The sequence below is a fragment of the Pseudoalteromonas sp. SR43-2 genome, assembly GCF_014163885.1.
In the GTDB taxonomy this organism is placed as follows: Bacteria; Pseudomonadota; Gammaproteobacteria; order Enterobacterales; family Alteromonadaceae; genus Pseudoalteromonas; species Pseudoalteromonas distincta.
Map to the genome: position 1 here is coordinate 43,872 of NZ_JACJED010000026.1, position 25,099 is coordinate 68,970.

At 39.2% G+C, this 25,099-nt stretch carries 19 protein-coding genes; 7 read left to right on the forward strand and 12 right to left on the reverse strand.

Translation table 11 applies throughout. From position 1 onward, the window contains the following. Positions 1 to 20: 20 nt before the first annotated feature. From H5120_RS18240 to H5120_RS18250, 3 genes are read right to left on the reverse strand one after another with little or no spacing between them, the layout of a single operon-like run. On the reverse strand, positions 21 to 920 hold the full coding sequence (locus H5120_RS18240) for a diguanylate cyclase (protein WP_039488304.1): 900 nt from the start codon (positions 918 to 920) through the stop codon (positions 21 to 23). Next, the gene (locus tag H5120_RS18245; protein WP_182675693.1) at positions 904 to 4,713 is read right to left on the reverse strand and encodes a PAS domain-containing hybrid sensor histidine kinase/response regulator; all 3,810 of its coding nucleotides are present in this window, start codon (positions 4,711 to 4,713) and stop codon (positions 904 to 906) included. Before H5120_RS18245 ends, H5120_RS18240 begins: the two co-directional genes overlap by 17 nt. 51 nt (positions 4,714 to 4,764) lie before the next feature. Then, positions 4,765 to 6,162, reverse strand: coding sequence for a PhoH family protein (locus H5120_RS18250; RefSeq protein WP_149603232.1), 1,398 nt, complete (start codon positions 6,160 to 6,162; stop codon positions 4,765 to 4,767). 305 nt (positions 6,163 to 6,467) lie between these two features. On the opposite strand from H5120_RS18250, the gene rapA reads away from it, so the two are divergent. After that, a complete protein-coding gene (gene rapA, locus H5120_RS18255; protein ID WP_024595181.1) occupies positions 6,468 to 9,362 on the forward strand; it encodes an RNA polymerase-associated protein RapA in 2,895 nt (964 codons plus the stop codon). Between the two features lie 319 nt (positions 9,363 to 9,681). Next, positions 9,682 to 10,455, forward strand: coding sequence for a YggN family protein (locus H5120_RS18260; RefSeq protein WP_024595182.1), 774 nt, complete (start codon positions 9,682 to 9,684; stop codon positions 10,453 to 10,455). 98 nt (positions 10,456 to 10,553) lie between these two features. On the opposite strand, the gene H5120_RS18265 is transcribed toward H5120_RS18260, so the two are convergent. Beyond that, the gene (locus H5120_RS18265; protein ID WP_182675694.1) at positions 10,554 to 12,983 is read right to left on the reverse strand and encodes a zinc-dependent metalloprotease; all 2,430 of its coding nucleotides are present in this window, start codon (positions 12,981 to 12,983) and stop codon (positions 10,554 to 10,556) included. 154 nt (positions 12,984 to 13,137) lie between these two features. Between H5120_RS18265 and H5120_RS18270 the strand changes: the two genes are divergently transcribed. Further along, positions 13,138 to 14,106 (forward strand): class 1 fructose-bisphosphatase, encoded by a 969-nt coding sequence (locus tag H5120_RS18270; RefSeq protein ID WP_182675695.1) that lies wholly within the window; start codon positions 13,138 to 13,140, stop codon positions 14,104 to 14,106. Positions 14,107 to 14,200: 94 nt separating this feature from the next. Here H5120_RS18270 and H5120_RS18275 read toward each other — a convergent pair whose 3' ends face one another. Continuing rightward, a complete protein-coding gene (locus H5120_RS18275; protein WP_007581969.1) occupies positions 14,201 to 14,527 on the reverse strand; it encodes a hypothetical protein in 327 nt (108 codons plus the stop codon). Positions 14,528 to 14,570: 43 nt separating this feature from the next. On the opposite strand from H5120_RS18275, the gene H5120_RS18280 reads away from it, so the two are divergent. Next, entirely contained in the window at positions 14,571 to 14,930 is a 360-nt protein-coding gene (locus tag H5120_RS18280) for a DUF5522 domain-containing protein (RefSeq protein WP_182675696.1), read from the forward strand. A 51-nt stretch (positions 14,931 to 14,981) separates the two neighbouring features. On the opposite strand, the gene H5120_RS18285 is transcribed toward H5120_RS18280, so the two are convergent. The 7 genes from H5120_RS18285 to H5120_RS18315 all read right to left on the reverse strand — a co-directional run bounded on the left by H5120_RS18285 (position 14,982) and on the right by H5120_RS18315 (position 22,522). Then, positions 14,982 to 15,815, reverse strand: coding sequence for a sulfurtransferase (locus H5120_RS18285; RefSeq protein WP_182675697.1), 834 nt, complete (start codon positions 15,813 to 15,815; stop codon positions 14,982 to 14,984). After that, the gene (locus H5120_RS18290; RefSeq protein ID WP_182675698.1) at positions 15,815 to 16,981 is read right to left on the reverse strand and encodes a capsular biosynthesis protein; all 1,167 of its coding nucleotides are present in this window, start codon (positions 16,979 to 16,981) and stop codon (positions 15,815 to 15,817) included. The genes H5120_RS18285 and H5120_RS18290 overlap by 1 nt, the downstream gene beginning before the upstream one ends. Before the next feature lie 105 nt (positions 16,982 to 17,086). Next, positions 17,087 to 17,506, reverse strand: coding sequence for a group 1 truncated hemoglobin (locus tag H5120_RS18295; RefSeq protein WP_024605085.1), 420 nt, complete (start codon positions 17,504 to 17,506; stop codon positions 17,087 to 17,089). Continuing rightward, entirely contained in the window at positions 17,506 to 18,339 is an 834-nt protein-coding gene (locus H5120_RS18300) for a DUF3034 family protein (RefSeq protein ID WP_182675699.1), read from the reverse strand. Before H5120_RS18300 ends, H5120_RS18295 begins: the two co-directional genes overlap by 1 nt. Beyond that, a complete protein-coding gene (locus H5120_RS18305) occupies positions 18,326 to 20,641 on the reverse strand; it encodes an EAL domain-containing protein (protein ID WP_182675700.1) in 2,316 nt (771 codons plus the stop codon). The genes H5120_RS18300 and H5120_RS18305 overlap by 14 nt, the downstream gene beginning before the upstream one ends. Next, positions 20,634 to 21,296 carry a methylamine utilization protein gene (locus H5120_RS18310; protein ID WP_182675701.1) on the reverse strand — a complete coding sequence of 221 codons (663 nt, stop codon included), beginning with the start codon at positions 21,294 to 21,296 and terminating at the stop codon, positions 20,634 to 20,636. Before H5120_RS18310 ends, H5120_RS18305 begins: the two co-directional genes overlap by 8 nt. Before the next feature lie 122 nt (positions 21,297 to 21,418). Continuing rightward, on the reverse strand, positions 21,419 to 22,522 hold the full coding sequence (locus tag H5120_RS18315) for a phosphoribosylaminoimidazolesuccinocarboxamide synthase (protein ID WP_182675702.1): 1,104 nt from the start codon (positions 22,520 to 22,522) through the stop codon (positions 21,419 to 21,421). Positions 22,523 to 22,700: 178 nt separating this feature from the next. Here H5120_RS18315 and H5120_RS18320 point away from each other — a divergent pair, with 178 nt between their 5' ends. The 3 genes from H5120_RS18320 to H5120_RS18330 form a co-directional block, all read left to right on the forward strand. After that, positions 22,701 to 23,771, forward strand: coding sequence for a CDP-glycerol glycerophosphotransferase family protein (locus H5120_RS18320; RefSeq protein ID WP_182675703.1), 1,071 nt, complete (start codon positions 22,701 to 22,703; stop codon positions 23,769 to 23,771). A gap of 7 nt (positions 23,772 to 23,778) precedes the next feature. Then, on the forward strand, positions 23,779 to 24,477 hold the full coding sequence (locus tag H5120_RS18325; RefSeq protein ID WP_182675704.1) for an ABC transporter ATP-binding protein: 699 nt from the start codon (positions 23,779 to 23,781) through the stop codon (positions 24,475 to 24,477). After that, a partial coding sequence (locus H5120_RS18330) for an ABC transporter permease (protein WP_182675705.1) occupies positions 24,474 to 25,099 on the forward strand: 626 nt, incomplete at its 3' end. The genes H5120_RS18325 and H5120_RS18330, both read left to right, overlap by 4 nt.

Genomic DNA, 25,099 nt, shown 5'->3' on the forward strand with positions numbered 1-25,099 from the left:
GTTTTTTGTATATTAAGTTTTTAGCGTGCGACTATTCTATCTCGCCCTGCATCTTTAGCGGCATATAAGCCTAAATCGGCCTCTTCTAACAATGCTTGCTCAGCATACACTTTACCACTTTGTGTAGTGGCAATACCTATACTTATAGTGATGTGGTCTGCATTTAATGAAGCTTTATGTTCTATATTCAAAGCATTTACAGCATTGCGTAATTTATTAGCAAACTCCATTGCTTCATGCCTATCAATTCCTGGTAGCACAGCAGCAAATTCTTCTCCGCCATAACGAGCAATAAAGTCACTGCCACGTTCACATTGAGCCGCAAGTGCTTGCGCAACATTCTTTAAACACTCATCGCCAGCACGGTGTCCGTAGCAATCGTTGTAACGTTTAAAGTGGTCTATATCCATAAGTAACACCGATAGCGGTGTTCCACTTCGCTTGCTGCGGCGCCATTCTCGAGATAAGTTTTCATCAAGGTAGCGTCTATTTGGTATCTCAGTTAAGCCATCTATCGAAGCTAGCATTTCTAGCAAATCATTTTTTTGCTTTATGAGGAGTTGGTTGCGCACTCTAACGCGAACAATAGAAGGACTAAATGGCTTGGTTATGTAGTCCATTGCACCGAGCTCTAAGCCCTTTGCTTCATCATCATGGCTACGATTGGCTGATATAAATATAATAGGAATAGACTGAGTTATTGGGTTTTCTTTAAGCTCCACAAGTACTTGATAGCCGTCAATTCCAGGCATAATTACATCAAGGATTATTAAATCAACTTGCGCTGTTTTTACAAAGGTCAGTGCTTTTTCACCACTTTCAACCAAGAACACGTCGTGTTCTGCTTTAAGTGTTTTTTCAAGTACTAATCTGTTGATTGGATCATCATCCACAATAAGTACTTTAGCTCTTTTCGACATCCCTAACCCCTAGCCCTTTTATAAAAACAATTACCTGTTCTAGCTGTATGATAAGCTCTTGTAGTGTAATCTCAATAGGCTTATTAGTTGTTTTAAGCGTTCTTTCACACAATAAAGCACAATGTGATAATCGTCTAAAACCTAAATTACCTGCTACCCCCTTGATACTATGCACTAAACGTACCAAATCATCCTTATTGGTTGTTTCTTCTAGTTGCGATAGCTGGGTTTCACACAAGCTAGCAAACTTATCAATCATCGTATTAAGTAGTTTTTCATCCATACTAAACTGCGTTAAAGCAAATGATTTTTCAAAAAAGCTTGGTTTAACTAAGTTTAAATCAGCAATTGCATCAATAAGTACTTTAGCAACAACCGGTTTAGTTAAATGTTTATTCATGCCGCACTTTAAAGAACGTTCTACATCAGCAGGCTCGCAATGAGCCGTTAAAGCAAAAATAGGCAGTTGCTTTGCGTCAAACTGTTGACGAATCAAAGCGGTTGCTTGACAGCCATCTATTTTCGGCATTTGCACATCCATCAATATTAAGTCAGGCTTCAAAACTTGCAATAATTCCATGCCAATTGATGCGCTTAAAGCCGTAACAACATTTACGTTTGCTTGGCGCAGAACACTGCTAATTATTTCTAAGTTAAGCTGATTATCATCAATTGCTAATACAAGTAGACCCGATATATCAGCTTTACTTTCAGTTGCACTGTGTACTGCGGCACTTGTATTGACTATGGGCTTTTGCTGAGAGTTCAAACTAAATAGCCTTTGCCCTAATGCCGATGCTTTAACGTGATGCGCAGCTAAGTGCTCGCTTGTCGGTAAATTAAGTGTGTGCTGATGATTAATAATAATTACCGATGTTTCTTTAGCTGATAACGAATCATTAATCGCTTCAACATTTAAAAGTGCAGGTAAGTCAGCTGCATCAATTATTATTTTTTGAGTATTAGAGAGCTTAATTGGGTATTTTAGTACTTCATCTAAATTAATATTAGCAAGTTCGTTATATGCATTTGTCACCTGCTTAAGCTCTTTACTTTGATCAGATAAAATAGCCAATGTATTAGTCGGTAACACTGTGTTTTTAGTGGTATCAACTAAAAAACTAATACTGAAATAAAATTCGCTGCCGTGGCCTTTTTTACTCTTTAAAGCTATCTCCCCACCCATTAACGATACTGCATGTTTAACAATAGCTAAACCTAGCCCAACCCCTTGGTGTATGCGGGTTGAAGATTCATCACCTTGAGTAAAAGCGTCGAATAAGCGACTTTGATCGGCTTCATCTATACCCATGCCAGTATCTATTACTTTAAAGCAAATATGCTGTTGCTCTAGGCTATCGCTTTCAATAAGTTCCATTTTTAAAGTAATGGAACCTGTTTTTGTAAACTTAACGGCATTAGTTAATAAGTTACCTAATATTTGCTGCAAACGTATACTGTCGCATATCAAATCAGGTGCTATTAGCGGGTCAATATCAATAACAAATTCAATACCTTTTCCTTCGCACAATGGAGCCGTTAAGCTTTCACAAATATCCACCAGCTCAACCATGCTAAAAGACGCTTGTTTTAAATCGGTTTGCGAACCTTCAATACGTGCAAAATCAAGCATTCTATTAAGCATTAATAACAAGCTTTGTGCTGCATGCTTAGCTTGATCCGTTTGTTGTAATTGCTTTTGCGTTAAGCCTTGCTCAATTAACATATCAAGCAACCCTAAAACAGCGTTCAAAGGGGTACGTATTTCATGACTTAAATTGGCTATAAAGCGGCTTTTAGCTAGGGTTGCTCGTTCGGCATCTAGTTTTGATTTAGTTAAGGCACTTACATCCTGAATGTGGATAACATAATAAGCTGGATCGCGGTTTTCATCCCAGACAAGCGATACACTTAGTTGCAACCAGCTTGTTAAGCCCCCTTGAGAAAGCGTTAAATGGTAAACGCGTTTTTTGTCATCTAGCAATTGCGCTAAAGTGCTTTTTATTTGCTGCCATTGGGAGTCATCAAATAATGCTTTTAACTGCTCCCCAACTAGTACTGGCTGATCAGAAAACTGCTTTCTTGCTGCTTTATTTACTTGCAATATGGTGTGCTCAAGCGAGAGTAAAACCACGCAGTTAGCCGCAAATTCAATGGCACTTCTAAATTTAGATTCAGATGACTTTAAGGCCAATAATGTTTGTTGCTGCTCGGTAATATCGCGGCCAATACCCATGGTTCCTAACAGGTGTTGGTGCTCGTTATAAAAAGGTGCAATAGTAAGTTGATACGATTTTGTATCGGTTTCTATTCGCTGTTCAACACTATTTCTGTTTTGTAATACTTGTTTTTCAAGCGCATTTATTTGCTGATCATTGTCACCTAAATCATCTACATATTTACCAACTAATGCAGTTTGATCTTTACCAATATACGCCTCAAATGCTTTATTACATCCTAAGAATGAACCATCAATATTTTTAAAGTAAATAAGGTCTGGCACACTGTTTAGCATAGTGTTGAGCAAAGCTAAGTGGCGCTCTTTCGCTTCGTAACTGCGGCTTAGTTTTTCTGATTGCAGCTGAACTTGGTCGTCCAGAGCTTTATTTGCACTTTGTAATGAATCAACTAACTGTTTGTTTTTAGTAAATACACGCTTCACTTTAGAAAACCAAGGTTGCCAGCTCAGTGGTACTTTGTAATTTAGCTGCTCTTCTTGCTGTGTACCGTTACTCTCAAGGTATGACATTAAGTGAGTCATCGGCTTTATAAAAATGCGCTGACTTAACCAAAAAAACACGCCAAACATAATACTTAAAAATAGCGTTAAAAAAGTAAACTCTAGTAATATCTCATACTTAATTGAGCTTATTAATTGGGGTTTGTGCTCGTAAAATGCGGCGTGAATAGGTAACTCATCCATAGGCTGCATAAAGTAATTACTATCACTAGTTAATACTGTTTTTTGACTCTGATAATTGGCCAAGTCTGGCCAATAATTTTTTAACGCAGTCGCTTGCTCTATTATCTGTTTAGAGCTGGCGATAATTTGATGCGATTGGTTCATAAAAACGTATTCACCACTGTTCGGTGACACCTTTTTTAACCATCCAGAAATTGCTTGAACATCATAAATTAAAATAATGTAATCGGCTGAGCCAGTGCTTCGTTGTCGACCAATAGCAAAATACGAATTGTCATTCACTTTAACAATAGGACTTGAAGTAAGTTTGTTCTGCGCAAATTTTGGCTTAAATTTTCCATTTAAAATTTCAGTAAGCATTAAACTTTGGCTTTTGTTGTGCCTGCTTACATAAGCAAAACCATTATCATCAACATACGCTACAGCAGATAACGACTGCATTAACGCAAGCGTTGTATTAAACGAAGGCCCTAATGTAATAGCTTGCTGCCACTGCATTAATGCCTTAGCAGATAACGCAAACTCACCTTTACCCACTATTTCAGTACTTTGATCAATAAAATGACGATAATAGTAACCATCATATTGATTTATGCCTTCGAGCAAATCTTGGTTTATTTTGGGATAAGTCGCTTGCTCGTATAAGTTAAACATGGTGGTAAGTAGATTACTCACCGAGTCCATCCCGTGAGTAACCTGTGCTGAAACATTTGTAAAATCAGCTTGGCGTTTTTCAACCGTCCGCTCAAGCTTTATATTATATAAGTGCAAGCACAGTAAAAAAGCGACAATCAATGGCACTAACAGCGCAATAAATAATGAACGATAATAATGCTTCAGAGGTAAAAAATTCAATGTACTGCCTGCCATTTGGCTCGAAAATCAATCGATAGACTATCGAGCCAATTTGTTAAGCGCAAGTTATAAATTTTCTTCTGCAAATGACGCTAAGCGACTACGCACAACACCGTTGAGGTTTATTGTTGCGCTGCCTTCAAAGTTTTTAAAGCGCTCTACTATGTACGTCAAGCCCGATGTTACTGGCGTTAAATAGTTACTATCAATTTGCGCCAAGTTACCTGTACAAATTAATTTAGTACCTTCGCCGCAGCGAGTAATAATCGTCTTAAGCTGAGATGCCGTTAAATTTTGGCTCTCATCTAAAATTACCACCGCATTTTGAATGCTACGCCCGCGCATAAAGTTAACCGATTTAAACTGTACATTAGCCTTCTCCATTATGTAATTTCGACTCGATATTGGATTTTCGTCGCCTTTGTGCAATACCTCCAGCGTATCAGTGATAGCTGCAAGCCATGGCGCCATTTTTTCCTCCTCCGTGCCTGGTAGAAACCCAATAGACTCTGCTATTTCTGGCGTATTACGAGTAACTATTACTTTATCGTAAATACCTTTTTCGATGACCATTTCAAGGGCGCTGGCAAGTGCTAACAAGGTTTTACCACACCCTGCTGGTCCTGTTAAAATAACAAGTTCAATACCTGTATCCAGTAATGCATCTAATGCCATCCCTTGATAAATATTTTTGGGCTTAACGCCCCATGCTTGTTGATGCATTAAACGCTCAACACCAATATCTTTGAGCGTTATGTGCTCGTCATCGTACGATTTAACGCGCGCCGCAAAATGCTCCCCTCCATCAAGTAAATATTCATTACAAAATACATCTGGTATTAAGTTTTTAGGCACATGATGAAACGTATCGCGTCCGTGCTGCTGCGTATTACACTCCCCTACATGATCCCAAAAATCCCCTTCAATTTTTTTATAACCACTAGTGAGTAGGCTTATATCGTCAATAAGTTGGTCGGTACGATAATCCTCAACATATTTAAGCCCGGCGCCTTTGGCTTTTAAACGCATGTTTATATCTTTTGTAACAAGTATTACTTTTGAATCACTGTGCTGCTTTTGTAAGTACACGGCGCAATTGATAATACGATGGTCGTTTTCGTTACCAGGCAAACCAGAAATGGAGTCGGCAAATAAATGGTCGTTTACAATAATGAGGGTACCGGCAGAGCTCGCTTTTGCCTTTTTGTTACTCGGCAGCGCCACGCCTTGTAGCATTTGTTCGGGCGTTGCATTTTTAAGAACTTCATCTAATCCACGAATAGCGACGCGCGCATCACGGCTTACGTCGTGTTTCCTATCTTTTATATGGTCAAGTTCTTCAAGCACCGTCATCGGAATTACAACGTCATGCTCTTGAAAAGACAAATAAGCGAGTGGTTCGTGAAGTAGTACGTTGGTATCTAGCACATACATTTTACTTTCAAGGTTCGAAGCTTTTTCCATAGCACTTTCCTTACGTTTTATGATTTTTATGCTATACCAAAATAACTAAGTAAAACGGGCAAAACTTAAACCTGCAATACTTAATTGCTAAGGCATAATGTAAGTTTAGTCTATTTGTCATAAAAGTCCGTTTTATTACAAACTGTAATTAGTTTTGATTTACCTAAAAAAGAGTCATAAACAAGCTGTTTTAATAGTAATAATTAACACTTTCAAAATTAATTAAAAGTGAGCCAAATAGCGCCTTGCAGTGGTGTTAGCTTACAGGTAACATAGCCGCCTTTTTCATCATAGACGAGACATACATGAATTTTTCCTTAGGTCAGCGTTGGATCAGTGATACAGAGTCAGATTTAGGATTAGGCACCGTTGTTGCCATTGAAGGCCGTCAGGTCAGCATATTATTTCCTGCCAGTGGTGAAAACCGTGTTTATTCTAGTGCAGAAGCACCTGTTACCCGTGTGGCATTTAATCCTGGCGATGTGATCAAAAGCGTTGAAGAATGGGAATTAGAAGTAGAGTCTATTGAAGTACAAGGCGAGTTACTTTGTTATCACGGCACCCGTGTTGATAATGGCGAAACAGCCAAGTTAAAAGAGACCTTTTTAGATCATTTTATTAAGTTTAATAAACCACAAGATCGTTTATTTGCAGGCCAAGTCGATCGTTTTGATCGCTACACACTTCGCTACCAAACGTGGTTACATAAATTTGAACGTGAGCAATCGCCTATTAAAGGCTTAATTGGTCAGCGTGCTAATCTTATTCCGCACCAACTTTATATTGCCCAAGAAGTGGGTAAACGTTTTGCCCCACGCGTACTTTTATCAGATGAAGTAGGCCTTGGTAAAACAATTGAAGCGGGCATGATACTCCATCAACAAATTATTAGTGGCCGTGCAAGCCGCGTACTGATTGTGGTGCCTGAAAACTTACAGCACCAATGGTTAGTAGAAATGCTACGCCGCTTTAACTTACGTTTTTCTATTTTTGATGAAGAGCGCTGCGACGAAGCGTTTGCAGATTCTCCAAACGTATTTGATACAGAGCAACTAGTACTTACCAGCCTTGAGTTTTTAACCAAGAAAAAACGTTGGTTTGAACAAGCAACGCTTGCTGATTGGGACCTTTTAGTAATAGATGAAGCCCACCACCTAAGTATAAATAACGGCAAACCAAGCTCAGAGTACCAACGTATGGCAGAGCTTAGCCAAGATATTCCTGGCCTTATTTTGCTTACAGCAACGCCTGATCAACTTGGTCACAGCAGTCACTTTGCGCGTTTACAATTACTCGATCCTGACCGTTTTTACGACTACGACGTGTTTAAAGAAGAAGAAGCAAATTATAAAGACGTAGCGCAAGCGGCAAATCAATTACTGCAAGAGCAAGCTCTGGACGACGCAGCCAAAGCCACGCTAATTGAGTTATTAAAAGAAACCGACATTACTGATATTCTTGAAAAAGCACAGCAAGGTGATTTACCAGCGCGTAAAGAAATACTTAACATGCTACTCGATCGCCACGGCACAGGTCGTATATTATTCAGAAATAGCCGCAGCGGCATTGACGGCTACCCAAGCCGTAAATTACACGCCTACCCAATGGCACTGCCAAAACAGTATAAAACGGCTATGTCGGTTCTTGGTAACATGGGCGGCATTCAAAACCCTGAACTAAGTGCACACCGTGCTCTGTTTCCTGAAAAAATATTTCAAGAATTTGAAGGCGAAAGCGCAAGCTGGGGTTTATTCGATCCACGTGTAGATTGGTTAATCGACACCCTTAAAACACTTAAGCGCGAAAAAGTACTGCTTATATGTGCTAAAGCTGAAACAGCTATCAGCCTTGAGCAAATACTGCGTGAACGCGAAGCAATTAAAGCGTCGGTATTTCACGAAGGCATGTCTATTATTGAGCGTGACCGCGCTGCTGCATTTTTTGCAGACGAGTACGATAATGCACAAATATTACTGTGTTCAGAAATTGGCTCAGAAGGTCGTAACTTCCAGTTCTCGCATCACTTAGTGTTGTTTGATTTACCACTAAACCCAGATTTGCTCGAGCAACGTATTGGTCGATTAGACCGTATAGGCCAAACACAAGATGTGAACATTCATGTGCCATATTTTGAAAACACCGCTCAAGAAGTACTGCTACGTTGGTATAACGAAGGTCTAGATGCATTCGAATCTACATCAACAACTGGGCAAATGCTTTATAAAGAGTTCCGTGATGACCTACTTGAATATATTTCTGCGCATAACTGCGATGAAGACGAACTCGATCCATTACTTGAGCAAGTAGCACAACAAAATGCGGTACTGCGTAAAAAAATGGAAAGCGGACGAGATCGTTTACTAGAGCTACATTCATCGGGTCAAGGTGCTGCTGACTCGCTTGTGACTGATATCGAAAAACTCGATAACCAGTTTGAATTGCCAAGCTACATGATCAATGTGTTTGACACATTTGGCGTAAGCCAAGAAGATAAAGGCGAAAACACCATTATCTTAAAGCCAACGGAACATATGTTAAATGCATCGTTCCCATCGCTTAAAGAAGACGGTATGACCGTTACCTTTGATCGCGATACGGCACTTTCGCAAGAAGATGTACACTTTATCAGCTGGGATCACCCTATGGTGCAAGGCACCATGGATATGATTTGTGACGACGACTTTGGTAGCGCATCGGTGGCTTTACTTAAAAACAAAAAGTTACCGCCTGGTACCTTTTTTGTTGAGCTTATTTTTGTTGCAGAAGCAATGGCACCAAAAGTATTACAAGTTGGTCGCTTTTTACCGCCTACACCAATTCGTATATTGCTCGATAAAGCAGGTAATAACCTAGGTGAAAACGTGGCATTTGAAGGCTTTAATCAGCAGTTATCAGCCGTAGGCCGCCAAACAGCAAGTAAACTTGCCGGTGCACTACAAAGCGCTGTTCACCCGATGATCACTACCGCTAAAGATATGGCACAAGAAAAACTTGAAGTTATTCGCGCAGCGTCACTTGCTAAAATGCAAACGTCACTCAGTGAAGAGCAAGAACGACTTGTTGCCCTTAAGCAAATTAATCCGAATATTCGCCAAGAAGAAATTACCTTCTACGATAAGCAACGTAACGACCTAACTACGTATATTGAAAAAACGCAGTTACAACTTGATGCAATTCGCTTAATAGTGGTTTCACACTAAATATTTAGTTTTTTGAGCCGACTCCAGAGTGAATTTAGAGTCGGCTATTAAGCTTAATTGATATAAATAACTGTACCTTTTTAAACTTCATTTAAAAACGACGTGTTCTTATTTTACTATGAGCCAATTCTACCCTCTCCAGCTATATATTAAGCCCTTTGTTGGACTGTTGATTTTGCCCAACATAACCGTATCTAAAAACTCAAGCTGCACTCTATACAACTATTCTGTGAGATAGTTGATAGGTTTATTTTCCCTTGCATAAAGTTGTTTTTTTGTTAACCTACTCGACTTCCATTTTAGTCTTTTTGAGGTGTTTATGGCGTTTCTATCTCGTTCGATATTGGCGTTGTCCATGGCGCTCTCAAGCACTAGTGTCTTTGCTCAAGCCCAATGCGATGTTGAATTACGTCATGGTTTAATTATTACTGACGATGCAATTCGCATATTAGATAAAGGCCAAACTCGTGTCCAAATTAATAACAATAACCAACTGTTTATTCGCGGTTATTGGGTTGATTTAAGCGATGACGAAAGCAAAGTACTCGAACAGTTTAGTAATGGTATTCGCCACACAGTCCCCGAATTAGTAAACCTTGCTACCGATGGTGTTAACTTAGGTTTAAGCGCTATTGAACACGTAGTTGAAGGTATGTCAGACAAAGAACCTGAAGTACTTAAAACACAATTGCAGTATGTAGAGCGCGCGCTAATGGATAAGTTTAAGCGCGGAGATGACTTCTTTTTTATAGCCCCTCAATCACTTTCGCAAATAGATGACTTTTTTACTAAAGAGATCAGCCAGCAAATTCACTCTGCTGTGCATGGATCGTTAGGTGCTATTTTGGTATCACTTGGAGATGCGTTTAAATCGCGTGAAGGTAATATAGAAGATCGCATTAACGACATGGGGCAACGCATGGATATTATCTCAAGAGAAATTGATAAATCGCTACAAAAAAAGGCACATCAATTAGAGCTTAAGGCTTCTGAGTATTGCGAATGTTTAAATGCACTCGATGTAACCGAATCTCGCTTACAGGCAATAGTACCTGGTATGGCCGATTACGATTTAGTGCAAATAAAGTCTTAGAGTACGTATTCGGTTTTAGAATAAAATAACACCGAGTATAAATATACTCGGTGTTTTGCTTTGTAATTGATTAAAACTAAGCGCTTCTACTTTTTATTCTAAATTGGTGAGCCCGGTGGGATTGGCAGCACTTTAAAGTTGTTTGGCCATTGTCCTTTAATTAAAAACTGATTTACTTGCTCAGCTAAATATTGCTTAAACGCACTCTCGCCAGTACTTGTATGGCTCAGCATTGAGTTTTGGTTAAAGTCTTCACTCAACTTAACTAAGTAGTAACGTAACTGCGCTTGCACTTCAGGGCTTGCACTATCGCTTGCTACTAAATCAGCCATAGCTTTTGCTGTTAAAAATTGCACGCGCTGAGTGATTTTACCTGTCATTGTATTAGGTGATGACACGTTAAACACTTGGCTATATAGCTCCTCAAGTAACTCATCTAAACTATAAAAGTCATTACTACGCGCTTGTTGCTGCGCTAAGCGATTTAAACGCTGTGCATTTAATAAAAGCGACAAGCTGTGCTGCACTGCAACCTCGGGTAATGCCATTGCATCGAGCGTTAACCCTGTGCGCCCAACTATGCTCTCGCGCGATTTAGACTCGCCATATGCTTTTGGCGGAATTAGCGATAACACAGATTCAGGAAGTAATAAGTTACTGGGCTTAAGCGTTGCAAAAATAGCGTTTACCGCTTCTTGCTGTGTTTTTTTATTAACGACTTGTGCACCTTTTATGGGTGAATCACCACGTGTTTCGTATTCGTAATCAACACCGGCTATAAGCTTAACCGCAGCCTCAACCTGAAAACGGTGAAACAGATAAAGCGGAACTAGTTTTTCCTCTAATTGCGATAATGAATCGCCCGTTTTAATATTATTAATACCAAACTGCGAAAGCGCTTTTTTACGTACGTCGAGTACTCTTAAAAGTTCCTGAGAAGGATTAGTGCCGTTATCCCATAAATGAGCTGTTGGATGCGCGCCACCTTTAGCACGAGCGTCGCTATCTGATATAAACTCAAGGCCTTTGGCTTTATTTTCTTTTAAAATAGCAGCGAGTTCTGCGCTTTCATCTTGGTTAGTAAAATCGCTATAGCCATATTTAATTACCTGGGTATCCCACACGCCCATGCCTGTTGCATAGCCGCGCGTTACATCAAGCTTACCTTGTTCATTAAAACTAAGTAGCGGATGTGGGTAGTCCATTACAGAAGCTCTATCACCTACCGATGCAGCAAAGTTATGAGAAATACCTAACGTGTGACCAATTTCATGCGCGCTTAATTGGCGAATGCGATCAAGCGCCATTGCTTGTAAGTTTTTAGCAACTTCATTACCTTTTAAATAAGGAGCAGCGAGTGCTTCAGCTATTAAAATATCTTGGCGAACACGCAATGAGCCGAGTGTTACATGCCCTTTAAGTATTTCACCTGTACGTGGGTCGATTACAGAACTTCCGTATGACCAACCACGCGTTGCACGGTGTACCCATTGAATGACGTTGTAACGAATATCCATAGGGTCGGCACTACTTGGCAGCACTTTTACTGTAAATGCATTTTTATATCCTGCAGCCGTAAATGCGTCGTTCCACCACTTTCCACCTTCAAGCAAAGCGCTTTTAACGGGCTCTGGAACGCCAGGATCTAGGTAATAAACAATTGGTTTAACAGGCTCACTAATAGGTAAGCTTGAATCCTTTTTAGTTAAACGATGGCGCGGTATATAACGCACGTACATAGAGTCACCAAGTGGCGCTGCGTAATCTTTATGTTCTATACTCCAAAAACCTGATTGCGGATTAAACTTACGAGGTGTGTAGTTATCATCTGGTAATTGAATAAGTGAATGATGCATATGAACAGTAAGCGCATAAGGGTCAGCACTTACTTGGCGAACAAATTCACCTGGTTTTGTGCCTTTAAATGTAAGTACAGCTTCAAGCTCGGTGTTTTTTACAAATGCTTTTGAGCGATTCATATAAACGGCGCTACGTGATTCATCAAGGCTAAAGCTCCCTTGCTTACGTGCAGCAAGCTTGCGACTTACGCCATGTACATCACTTAATAAATAAGGCGTGTAATCAATAAGTGCTGTAGCTTTATCTTCTGCAACCACTTTAAAACCAGCAAGTATACTTGATGCAAACGCTTCTTTAATACTTTGCTGTTCAGCCTTGTTACTTGTATTAGCACGATAGTAAGTATTTACAGCCCGCAGCATTACTTTGTCGCCAAAACGCTCAAACTGCACAAGGTGAGTATTACCAAGCTGACCTCTATCAAGGCCTATATCGTTAGAGCCAATACCGTAAGGCAAGCTTTGTTGCAGTAAAAATTGCTGTTCAAACTTATCAACCTTTAAATATACTTTTCCGTTTTGGGTATCGTAAAAAAACGAATAGTAGCCCGGAAAATGATTCATTTGCGTAGTAAATTCATCAATTGACTTAATTGCTGCGTGCGCTTGAGTTATGATAGAGCACAGCACAGTAAAGAATATGTAACTTAGTAGTGGTATTTTTTTCATAATCTTATCTTTGTTATTTGTGTTTTAAGTACGATTAGGTGGTCCCATTATAGGGTGCTATTTAAACAATACAGTTATTTAAGACGAATTTCAGCGCTATAAGCTAATCTCTCTCACATTATGATTGGTTTTAACACGTTATCAGGAAAATAGAATGCGTAGACTCCCTCCAGTATTACTAGAAGACGGTTGTTCAAGAGAACTTTTATCATTAATTCGAACAGTTCTAGCGGCATGTAAAGAAATTTCGTTTCGCGTTGGTCAAGGTGCACTTTCTGGCGTATTAGGCTCAACCCTTGATGAAAACATTCAAGGCGAAACTCAAAAAAAGCTCGATGTATTATCTAATCAGCTGTTAAAAGATATTTTACTGGAATCAGGTACGGTTAAAGCAATCGCGTCTGAAGAAGAAGACTACACAGTAGCAGGTAACCCAGACGCTAAATTTATAGTGGCATTTGACCCACTCGATGGCTCGTCAAATACCGATATTAACTCACTTGTGGGTACTATATTTTCTATAATGGAAGCACCAGAAGGCTCTGACGCTGCTGATCAAAGTATATTTATGCAGCCCGGCCATAAGCAAGTTGCAGCAGGTTACGTACTTTACGGGCCATCAACAATGCTTGCACTGACTACAGGTAAAGGCACGCGCATGTTTACCCTTGATAAAACACAAGGCAGCTTTTTACTTACACAAGATTTTGCCGAAATTCCTGCTGATACAAACGAATTTGCCATTAATACGTCTAACCAACGCCATTGGCAGCCAGCTATGCAAAACTACATCGATGATTTGCTAGCAGGCGATACAGGCCCGCGCGCTAAAAACTTTAATATGCGCTGGATTGCAGCAATGGTGGGCGATGTGCATCGCGTACTTAGCCGTGGTGGTTTGTTTACTTACCCTACAGACACTAAAGATCCTAAAAAGCCAAATAAATTACGCCTACTTTACGAAGCAAATCCAATGGCTATGTTAGTAGAGCAAGCTGGCGGTATCGCATCAACCGGTACTGAGCGTATTATGGATATTCAGCCTGATGCAATCCACCAGCGAGTAGCCGTTATTTTAGGTTCTAAAAACGAAGTCGAAACGTGCTTGGGATATCATAAATAATCGCTTAAAACGATTGTCTTCAACTTAAAAAACCGCATTCAATTGAAGTGCGGTTTTTTGTAGGTGAGGTTTTACACCTCGCTTTTTAAACAAATCAAATTTTTACTAACGCAACTATTTGAGCAAGCTTTTGATGATTAAGCTCTCCCATTTGCTCGCTATTACTGAGCGCATAAATAAAACCTTCATGCTCAGCACAATCAATGTCATCTCGCGATTCAATTACGTTTGCCCAAAGCTCTAAATCATCTAAGTCTATTTCGTTACTTAAACAGCGTTTAAGCACATCAATTAAAACCTCGGTTGAGAGAGTATAATGAGTTTTATTGCTATCAGCAGGGCTTGAAACGATAACCGATATAGCTTCGTCCCTTTGCTCACCAAATGTAATAAATTCAGCTAATGCTTTTTGTGTATTCATAATATTTGTTATTCTTGGCTCACTGTTACTAAAAAGAATTATAATGACTGAACTTAACTGCACTCAATGCCACAGTACTTTAACGTGTAATGTAGACGATATATCAGCATGTTGGTGCAATGAGCTGCCGGCTATTTTACCGCTTGATATCACAGCAACAAGTTGTTTATGCCGCAAGTGCACGCTTAATAAAATAAATACTTTTTTAGAGGGTGTTTATGCACAACCTATTAAAACCCAAATAGACTTTGCAAAGCAATTTAGAGGTAACGACAATTTAATTGAAGGGCTCGACTACACCATGCAAAGTGGTTACATGATATTTAGTAAGTGGTTTTTTTTAAAGCGTGGTTCGTGCTGCAAAAATGGTTGTAAAAACTGCCCTTATGGTTTTAAAAGGTAGTAAAGTAATTTACTGCGCTTTTCGCATAAGTAAGCTCTACACTAACCACACTTATGCTTCACCCGTACTGATGGGTAATGAATCACTTGCGCCCCACTCACTCCACGAGCCATCATAAACGCTTAAATTACTGTAACCACATTCAGTAGCAAATAACGCTAAAACACAGGCTGTAATACCTGATCCACAGCTAAACTGTAACTGCCGCGCATCACCGATTACGTCACTAAATATCGCTTTAATTTCGGCAAGTGGTTTAGCTTCACCTTTATTAAGTAAATCCATAAAAGGCAACGAGCGACTATTTGGGATATGCCCGCTACGCATGCCTTTTCGGGGTTCACTTTCTTCGCCTGTAAAACGCTTATAAGCACGTGCATCTAGCAATACAGTGCTGGGCTCAGCAATTGCGTCAACCACTTGTTGGCTATTGATAAAATACTCAGAATTATAGCTTGCCGTAAAGTCACCTTTACCTAACGATTTGCTATAACCTTGCTGTGTGGCGTAACCGCTCTCTAACCACTTTTTAAGGCCACCATGTAGTACTTTTACGTTGTGGTGCCCCATAGCTTTAAACATCCACCACGCCCTTGCCGCGCTAAATAAACCGCCATCTTCGTATACAACTATAAACGAATCGTTATTTACGCCTGTATTTTGTATAACATGAGTAAATTGTTGCTCGCTGCATACCGTACTTGGTAAGGGATTTGTTCTATCGGCCAACTCATTTTTTATGTCAAAACGTTTAGCGTTGGGCAGCATTGCTTGTGGCGAATAAGTACCCAAAACACCTGGGCGCAGCATACCTGCATCAAATATCACTAATGCAGGATTATTAATTTGCTCGTGTAATTGCTGACAGCTAATTAGGTTTTTCACTACGATTCCTTATCACCATGATACTTAGCAAACTCGTCATTACCCGTAAAACGCGCTTCAATCGCTTTAATGTGTTTATCTTCAGTGTGTTTCCAAACGCCAGGAATACAATATACATGTTCAATAAAGCTAAAAAACTTATCCTTTAATAATGTATTTGGTTGCCAGCCCTGCATTACTTCGTTCAGATTTGCTGCAAGCTGCTCTGCAGTGCTCGCATGCTTTACCAAACCCTCAATGTTGTAACAGGCTTGTCCAAGAGTTAAAACTCGTTTATTTAGCAGTAATGCTTCTAAGCCGACCGTTGAATTAATCGTTAATACGGCTTCTGCGCACTTAATCAAATCACTCGTTTGATTTCCATTAGCAAAAATTGCAATCGGATCTTTTTCATAAAGATGAGCGTAATGTTTATGCCATGACGGATGCTCTTTAAAAACCACTTTTAAACTTGGATCATTTAAGCTTTTGACGGCTTTAATCACCTCGTCGTAAAACATGTCCATAGAGTTTATCCACGGAGAAAAGCTAGCTAATTGAGTATCATGAGGTACTTGAAAAGGCGCAAATATATAGCGTTCTGGCACATCGGCGCACTCAAATTCACAGCGTTTTTTATGATCAGCTCTTGGAATTAAATCCGGCGCAGAAAAGTTTAACTTATTTTGTGGGTCAAAATTTAGGTAAAAAGAAGGGTCACGGCTTAACGACGCATTATAGTTAATACCATTAGGGTCTAAACTGCTTGTACCGGGTAGTAAACCATTTTCATAATAAAACTGCTTTACACCTAATGCTTTTGCAGCCATAGCAACGGTTGTATTTGGAAGTTTATTGCCGTTCCAAATGACAATGCATTCAGGATTAGTCTCGGTTAATAAGGCTAAATACTTGGCGTATCGTAATCGTTCAAATAAAACTAAACCAGCACTATAAACCGCAGTAATGATAGAATTATTCCAAGTTGTATTACGTGCTCTTTTACGTTTTAGTTGAGAGTTGACTACACCAGTAAAATTAACTTGGAACGCATCTTTTAAATATTTCACAGCAGAAAGCTTAGGCGCTCCCATGATGTGTAATTGGCAATTCATCGACAATTTTTTGATTATTTTTTTATAGTATTTTGCGTGTACATTTTTGCGAGAAATAAATAGATAAGCCATACAAGCTATATTTGCCAATTGTTGTTTTTATGAAATAATTCTATGTGGACAATGCAATCAAAGCAAGGTTCCCTTTACTTAATAATTACTTTGAAAGCTTTATAGTTACATTTTTATAATTTCATCACGAAGTGGCGCCATTCTAGAAAGAATATCGTTTTGTAAGCTATGGCTAACATCTTGCTCATTCATTGCATTTATAAGCAAATCAACCACATGATTAAAGTCTTTCTCTGTAATATGCATACCAGTATGAATTGCCACCATAGAGTCACCATCGTATGTACACGGGCCCTCTACTAACATGCACATATGATTAATAAATCCTTGGCGGAAATGCGCTATATTACTGTGTTCAAAGTAATGAATTATCTGCTCGTCATTGCCTATTTGATAGATAAAGCTATCAACAATCCTGCCTATCCCCGCTTTACCATCCAGCTTTTGATAAAGTGAGAGCTTAGTAGAATTTGCACACCCACTAAGCAACCCTAAAAAAATCAAAAAAATACCAACGCTTTTCATTACCAATACCCTGTTACCGATAAATACCAACCTGTTTGATCGTCAGCCCCTGCAATGCTTCCTAAATCAAGGTAAGCCGCTGTCACACTCACATGCTTGTTAGGCATCCACGCTACAAATAAGTCTTTCCAATCTTGTTCGCCTAAGTTTAAGTTATTTGATTTTTGACGATACTCAACACCTACGGCTATTTCGCGGCTAAAAAATAGTGCTGTGCTGCCTTCAAATAATACTTTTCCGCTAGTATTTTCTCCACCGTAACCAAGTAAACCAAGTTGATTAGCTTCACTGTATCGTGTAGTTACGTTCCAAAACCAGTTATAGCCAGCAATAGCCCCTAAATGTAATTTACTAGCAGCGAGGTAGTAGTCAGTGCCGCTGGTATCTTCTGCACCTACAAGTGTTGCAATACTGCCATCATCCAATGATTTATGCTGAATTCCTAAGCTAAGCTGTGGCCAATCACTGTAAACAATATCGCCGTACAAACGTATTTTAGCCGCAGTTATAGACTGCTCTATTTCGGTATCAAGTGCTGGTACATCAAAGTGCTGTTGGGCATAGCTCAGTTCAACACGATTAAATAAATTAAGTTGTGCACCACATACATCAAGAGTGTAATCGGTTACATCTGCGCGGCTACAAAAGCCATTTACCGAAAATTCATCATCACTTGCGTACCCAGCAAGTTGTGCCCACGGTACAATTCCCCCGCCGCCACTGCCTTCAATTTGAGAAACTCCCGGCGTAGCTAGCAGTTTTCCATTGCTTGCAATGCTCGGCACACTAACTATTAAAAACAAACTTACTAATAAGTACTTAATTTTTTGCATAGTATTCCTCCAGCCATTCTTCTAATAGTTTTGCTTTTAAAGGCCTACTTAAGTAATAGCCTTGTGCATGGTCGCACTGCATACCCTTTAGTAAATTTAATGAGCCAAGCGTTTCAACCCCCTCAGCTACAACCGAGAAACCTAGCTGATGCCCCAACGTAATTGATGATTGCACTATAAATTGATCTTTTTGGGATTCATCAAGTTTTAGAATAAAGCACTTATCTAGCTTAAGCTCATCAATAGGTAGCATTTTTAATCTACCAAGTGATGTCTGCCCTACGCCATAATCATCTAATGATATTTTAACGCCAATTGCCTTTAGGTTTTCGAGCGCTTTAATACCTTTTTCTTCATTTTCGATCATATCGCGCTCAGTAAGCTCAATAGTGATCAGCTTAGGATCTACTTTGTACTTTTTGAGCGTACGAACTAATGCAGCATGAAAGCCTGGGAATGCTATATCTTGCGCAGATACATTTATTGCAGCCTGTAAGTTTATATTTTTAGACTGCCAATCAGCTACTTGTGCTACAACCGTATTAACAACCCAGCCAGTAAGTTCAACAATAAGGCCCGACTGCTCAGCTAAGTCAATAAACAGTTCAGGATTGACCCAGCTACCATCTTTTCGCTGCCAACGAATAAGTGACTCAACTTTATCTATTTTTTGCGATTTCAAATGTAATTTTGGCTGATAGGTCATAAACAATTGACCATCGTCGTCACTAATAGCCTGCTTTAATTCATCAAGCATTATTAAGCGCTCTAAGTGCGCTTCGTCTTCGCCATTTTGATAATAATGTATGCTCTCTTGTGTGTTTGCAGCACTTTCAACAGCAATTAGTACGCGGCGCATTAAGTCATCACTTGCAATACCTTGCGTAGGATACTGCACAATGCCTGCACTAAAGCGTAAGTTAATTTTTAATTTTTGAATGGTGTAGCACGCTTGTAATTGTGCCATTAAGCCAACAATACCGCTTTTGTGTTCGCGCGCTGCCGCAGTCGGAAACACAGTTAAAAACTCATCGCCGCCAATACGAGCATGAAAGCCCCCTAACTCATCCGAAAACTCACTTATTCTACAAGCAACGGCCTTTAGGCAGTCATCACCAATGCGCGGACCGAGTTTATCGTTTATATGGCGAAGACCTTTTATGTCTATTGCAACGAGCGTGTACTCGGCTGATGAATCTAATTCATCATCAAGCACCTCAAGCATGGCTGAGCGGTTATAGAAGCCTGTTAGGGAGTCGTGACGGGCTTGAAAGCTAATTTGTTGCTCGCGCTGATTAATATCATTACCCATGCTATCAAACGCTGCGACTAGCGTGTCTATTTCGGTACTTTGCCTTCGCCCTTTAAATTCAAATGCATAATTCCCTTGCGCAAATTGCCTTGCTATTACAGCTAGTTGAGTAAGTGGCGTAGTTAAATTATTTGCAAATATGCTGCTTGTAATAACACCTACAAACATAGTTAAAATAGCTAAAATAATAAGTGTAAAAAGAAGTTTTTCAAAGTCACTATAACTTTGTGTTAAATCGGCGCTCAGTAAAATAATTATAGGATGGGTCAACAAAGATGGTAAATCTATATCTCGGTTACGATACACCAAATATTCACCAAAAAAACGCGATGTGGTTACGGTACTAAAATAGCTAACAGGTTCAAATTGCTCAGGGCGATTAGCTAATGAACTGATAACAATATCGTCAGCGCTGCCTATAAAACTTACATCCATGCCTGTTAAGCTTTTTAGTTCATGGGCTACATTGTCATCAATTTTAAAACCCACCAAACTATAGGCCACTGTCCGTGGCGCTCTTACAGGTAATAAAATAATTTGGTAAAGCTCGTTATTTAACACCACAAAACTAGACTCTTCTGGTGCACTTAAAAGCTCTTCCATCAACGGCTTTAAGTCGTGTGCAAAAACGTCTTCGTCTGTATTGGCGGAAATTAGCTTACCCGATAAATCAAGTAACAACATCAATTCGGCATCAATACGCTGGCTATGATTAAACAACACACTACTTATTGTACCTGCATCTCGCGTTGCTACGGCTTGTTTAAAACCAAAGTCGGAGGTGAGTACTTTTGCTGCGGTTAGTAGTAGGCTTTCTTTTGATTTTAAATATTGCTTATAAACATTTTGCGCTACGGTAATGTCTTGATTTACTTTTTCTTCTTGAAATTTACTCGTAGACCACCAAAAACTAAACAAGCTAACCATAGTGGTTAATAACACTAAGCCAACACATAAAATGGTTATGCGATTTCGTAAACTATTAGTCATTACCAGCCTTAAACTTACTACCAAAGGTATTTCTAGGTGCTGGGGTCGATGTGTTTACTGTTATCTGTAACTGTTTTTGAGAATTAATTGTTATCATTTTTTTATTCTCCAATGGTGCTGTTTGTAAGGGGTGCCACACACTCACTTGTGCAGGCAGTGTATTAATAGGCAAACTTACATAGCCTTTTTTATCTGTTTTATATACGGATTCACTACTCGCTACATAGATATAGCCAACCATAGAGTCATGAATATTACACCCCAACACAACAACCCCTTGTTGCTCAAACGTAATAGGCTCTTTTGGTTGCCCTGAATATAATCTTAGTTGAAAAGGCTTAGCTTGTGAAAAAGAATAAACATGATGGCGAATATTATCGCTGTTAGGAAAGTTAACTTTTTGACCCTGTTGTACAACTAATAATTCGGGTAAAAACTGCTTATGGACTTGATCCATTATAGCAATGGGCAAACTTGATGGTGTGGTTTTTTTGTCAGCAATATTAAGCTCAACCACAGCACCTGATAACTTTTGGCCGTGTTGATCTTTTATTACTAATTCAATATTTGCACTTAAAGCAAAATGGCTAAAAAACAATCCTATAGCTAAAAAGTAATAACTTTTAGCAAACTTTTGCAATGCCCGTTCAAACATAACAACACCTAAACATTAATGTTAGGTTAAGTTAATTAGAGACGAGCACTAATTGCAAGAATTATAGCCCAGTAACTAAAAATAAAGGTTTAGTTACTGGCTTTATTAGCACTTAAGTACTGTTATTTAACAATTAATCCGTAATCATTATCTAAAATAGTAATAACTTCTTGACGAGGATCTTCAGGGATCACAATATCTCGGCCAACAATTTTACTCGCTATGCCAACATAGGTATTTGACACTTCAAGCATTACTGATTCAGGTAAAATATAATCTTTAGCTAATTGCTCACGCTCACTCATGCGATCTTTATTTAATAATACGTCGCTCTCTGGCACATTATTAATAAGTAATTGGCGAAAACCTTCTTTAGAATTTTCAACAATTTTACCGCCTTTGTAAGCTGCTTCATCCCAAATACGTGACGAATCAGGCGTGCCTACTTCATCAATATATATAAGCTGTTGCGCGCCATTTAAATCCTCTACATAACCAAACTCAAATTTAGTATCTACAAAAATTTGGTCAAGCTTCGCTAGTTCATCACTAATTAATTTAAAACCTTCAACTAACAGTTTTTCGTATTTGGTTACATCATCTGCCGATTTAAAGTTAAATACATCTAAGTTATTAGTAATGTTAGCGCGAGTAATATTTACATCATCAACTGGCGGAATATCAGCAACGCCCTCAATAATACCTTTTGTTGACGGCGTAATTAAAACGTCATCAAGCTTTTGGTTCGCTTTTAAACCCTCTGGTAATTCAATACCACAAAAGTTACGTATGCCTTTAGCGTAATCGCGCCACATGCTACCCGTAATATATTGGCGAGCAATTGCCTCTACCTTTACTGTACTGGCTTTACGTACAATCCACACATACGGATGCGGAATATCTACAATATGATTGCCCGCAAGACCCGCTTTATCAAATAACTTAAACCAATGGGCTGCCACTGAGTTTAGCGCTATACCTTTACCTGGTACGCCATTTAAACCGTTTTCGCCCTGCCAAATGCAATCAAATGCAGAAATTCGGTCTGAAATAACCATAATAGCAAGCTCAGTACCAGTCGGTACTTGATAGCCTTTATCTTTAATTAATCGAGCGCTGTCTTCATCAGTTAACCAATAAACTGAACGAACTTTACCGCTGTGTACTTCACCTTTGGTACGAATGGGTAAATCATCGTTTACGTCTAAAACTTTATAGCTAGTCATGCTATCTCCGGGGTTAGGGATGCTCTTTGAGCAAAGTATGGTATGGGGTTATATGGGCTGTATAATAATCTAGCCAACCTCAAAGCTCAATCGGATGCTTAAAACAAATAAAGGCATATATTTATAAGCAAGTCGCAATGGGGTAAACTTAATGTGCTAATCAGCCTGAGGAGATAGCTTGAACTACTTAACTGCCACTAAAAATAAAAAATACTTAATGTATATTTCTCAGAATTATTCATACGCTATCTTGAGACCTTTGCAGGCGCAAATATTGGCACATGGTGGTGAAGTACGCTGGTTTTTAGCGGGTAGCGAAGTAAACCCTGATTTTTTAACCACAGACGAGCCACGTTTACATACCATAAAAGATGTAAAAAGCTGGGCTCCAAACATTACATTTATACCGGGTAATATAGTACCTAGCTTTATTCCAGGTAAAAAAGTAGCTGTATTTCATGGTTTTAATTCTGAAAAGCGCAGCTCTGAAGGTAATCGTGGTCATTTTACTATTCGTGGTTGTTACGATTTATATTGTACGCAAGGCCCAAATACAACAACCCGATTTAAAGAGCTAGCTAAGCAGCATGGTTTCTTTAAAGTAGTTGAAACCGGTTGGCCAACACTCGATCCACTTTTTAGTAATACTTCAAATAATCCTTATGTAAGCGACGACCCTCGCCCTACTTTACTTATATGCTCTACTTTCTCACGAAAGCTATCACTTGCTCCTAAATTATATGAGCAAATAAAACATTTTAGTGAACAAGGTAAGTGGCGTATTTTGATGCAGTTTCATCCTAAAATGCCTGCCGAATGGGTTAATAAATATAAAGCGCTGAGTAACGAAAATCTAACATTTATTGAAACCGATAACGTTTTGCCGTTACTGAAAGCTGCTGATGTTATGCTGTGCGATACATCGTCAGTTCTTTTAATGTTTTTACTACTACGTAAACCGGTAGTCACGTTTTGTAATCAAAAACCACTTCCTCATTTACTTGATATTACCGACGCAGATGAAGTAGAAGCAGCTATTGAACACGCGCTTACTAAACCTAGTGATTTAATGCAAAATATTGAAAGCTATTGCCAGGAACTTCATCCGTATACTGATGGCCAATCTAGCCAACGCGTATTAAATGCAGCTAATGAATTTTTACAAAGTAACGAAAAACTAAAACCCAAGCCATTAAATATAATAAGACAGCTAAAAATGCGTAAAGATCTAAACTACTGGGGTTGGTAATCGGATAATGATAAACCTGAAAAACGTAACTTTTAAGTGGCATAAAAGCGATAGCTCACCCGCGCTCAACATAAAAGAGTTAGTTATAGAAAAAGGTGAGCATATTTTTTTACACGGTCCTAGTGGCTCAGGTAAATCGACCTTATTAGCGATTCTTGCTGGCATTAATACAGCCACCAGCGGTGAGGTATCAATTTTAAACCAAAACCTAACTAAATTAAGCAATACCACCCGTGATGTTTTTAGAGCGGATCACATTGGTTACATTTTTCAAAACTTTAACCTGCTTCCTTATTTAACTCCTATTGAAAATATAACGCTTGGGTGTGAGTTTTCAAAAAACCGAAAACAAAAAATATTAAAGCAATCATCAAATAAAAACTCTGCCTTACAAAAAGAAGCGATACGGTTATTAAATGCTTTAGGCCTTACTGCCCAGTATCACCATAAAGATGTAGCGACACTGAGTATTGGACAGCAACAGCGCGTTGCTGCCGCTCGCGCATTTATAGGCAGCCCTGAACTAATAATTGCCGATGAGCCCACATCAGCACTCGATACAAATAACCGTGAGAGCTTTATAAACCTACTGTTTGAGCAAGCAAAGCTATCTGATAGTACGCTGGTATTTGTGAGCCACGATGAAACACTAAAGCCTTTATTTAACCGCTCCATTGATCTTATAAATTTGCAGGAGCAGGTATGATTCTCGCTAAACTTGCTTACAAAAGCTTATTAAATCGCCGCGCAAGTGTACTGCTTACATTATTTACTATCGCAATTAGTGTAATGCTACTTTTGAGTATTGAACGCGTACGAATTGATGCTAAAAGTAGTTTTAGTAATACTATTTCGGGCACTGATTTAATTGTTGGTGCGCGTACCGGCGATATACAGTTGCTGCTTTCGTCAGTATTTAGAATTGGCCATACTAATAACGGCGTAAGTTGGAAAAGTTATCAATACATAACAAGTCAGCGAGGCGTAAAATGGAGCATACCTATAAGCCTAGGCGACAGCCATAGAGGCCAAGCGGTACTAGGCACAACACTTGATTACTTTAGCCATTATCGCTTTGCAAAAAAACAAAACCTAACCTTTAATAAAGGCCACCCTTTTGCCGCAATTAACGAAGTAGTGCTAGGTAGCGAAGTTGCAAATAAACTAGGTTATAAACTTAACGACTCTATTGTTATATCGCACGGCATGGGGAACACCAGTTTTCATCATCATGACGATAACCCATTTAAAGTCGTCGGCATTTTAAACCCAACAGGCACGCCAGTTGATAAAACGCTGCACATTCCTTTGGCTGCAATCGATTTAAT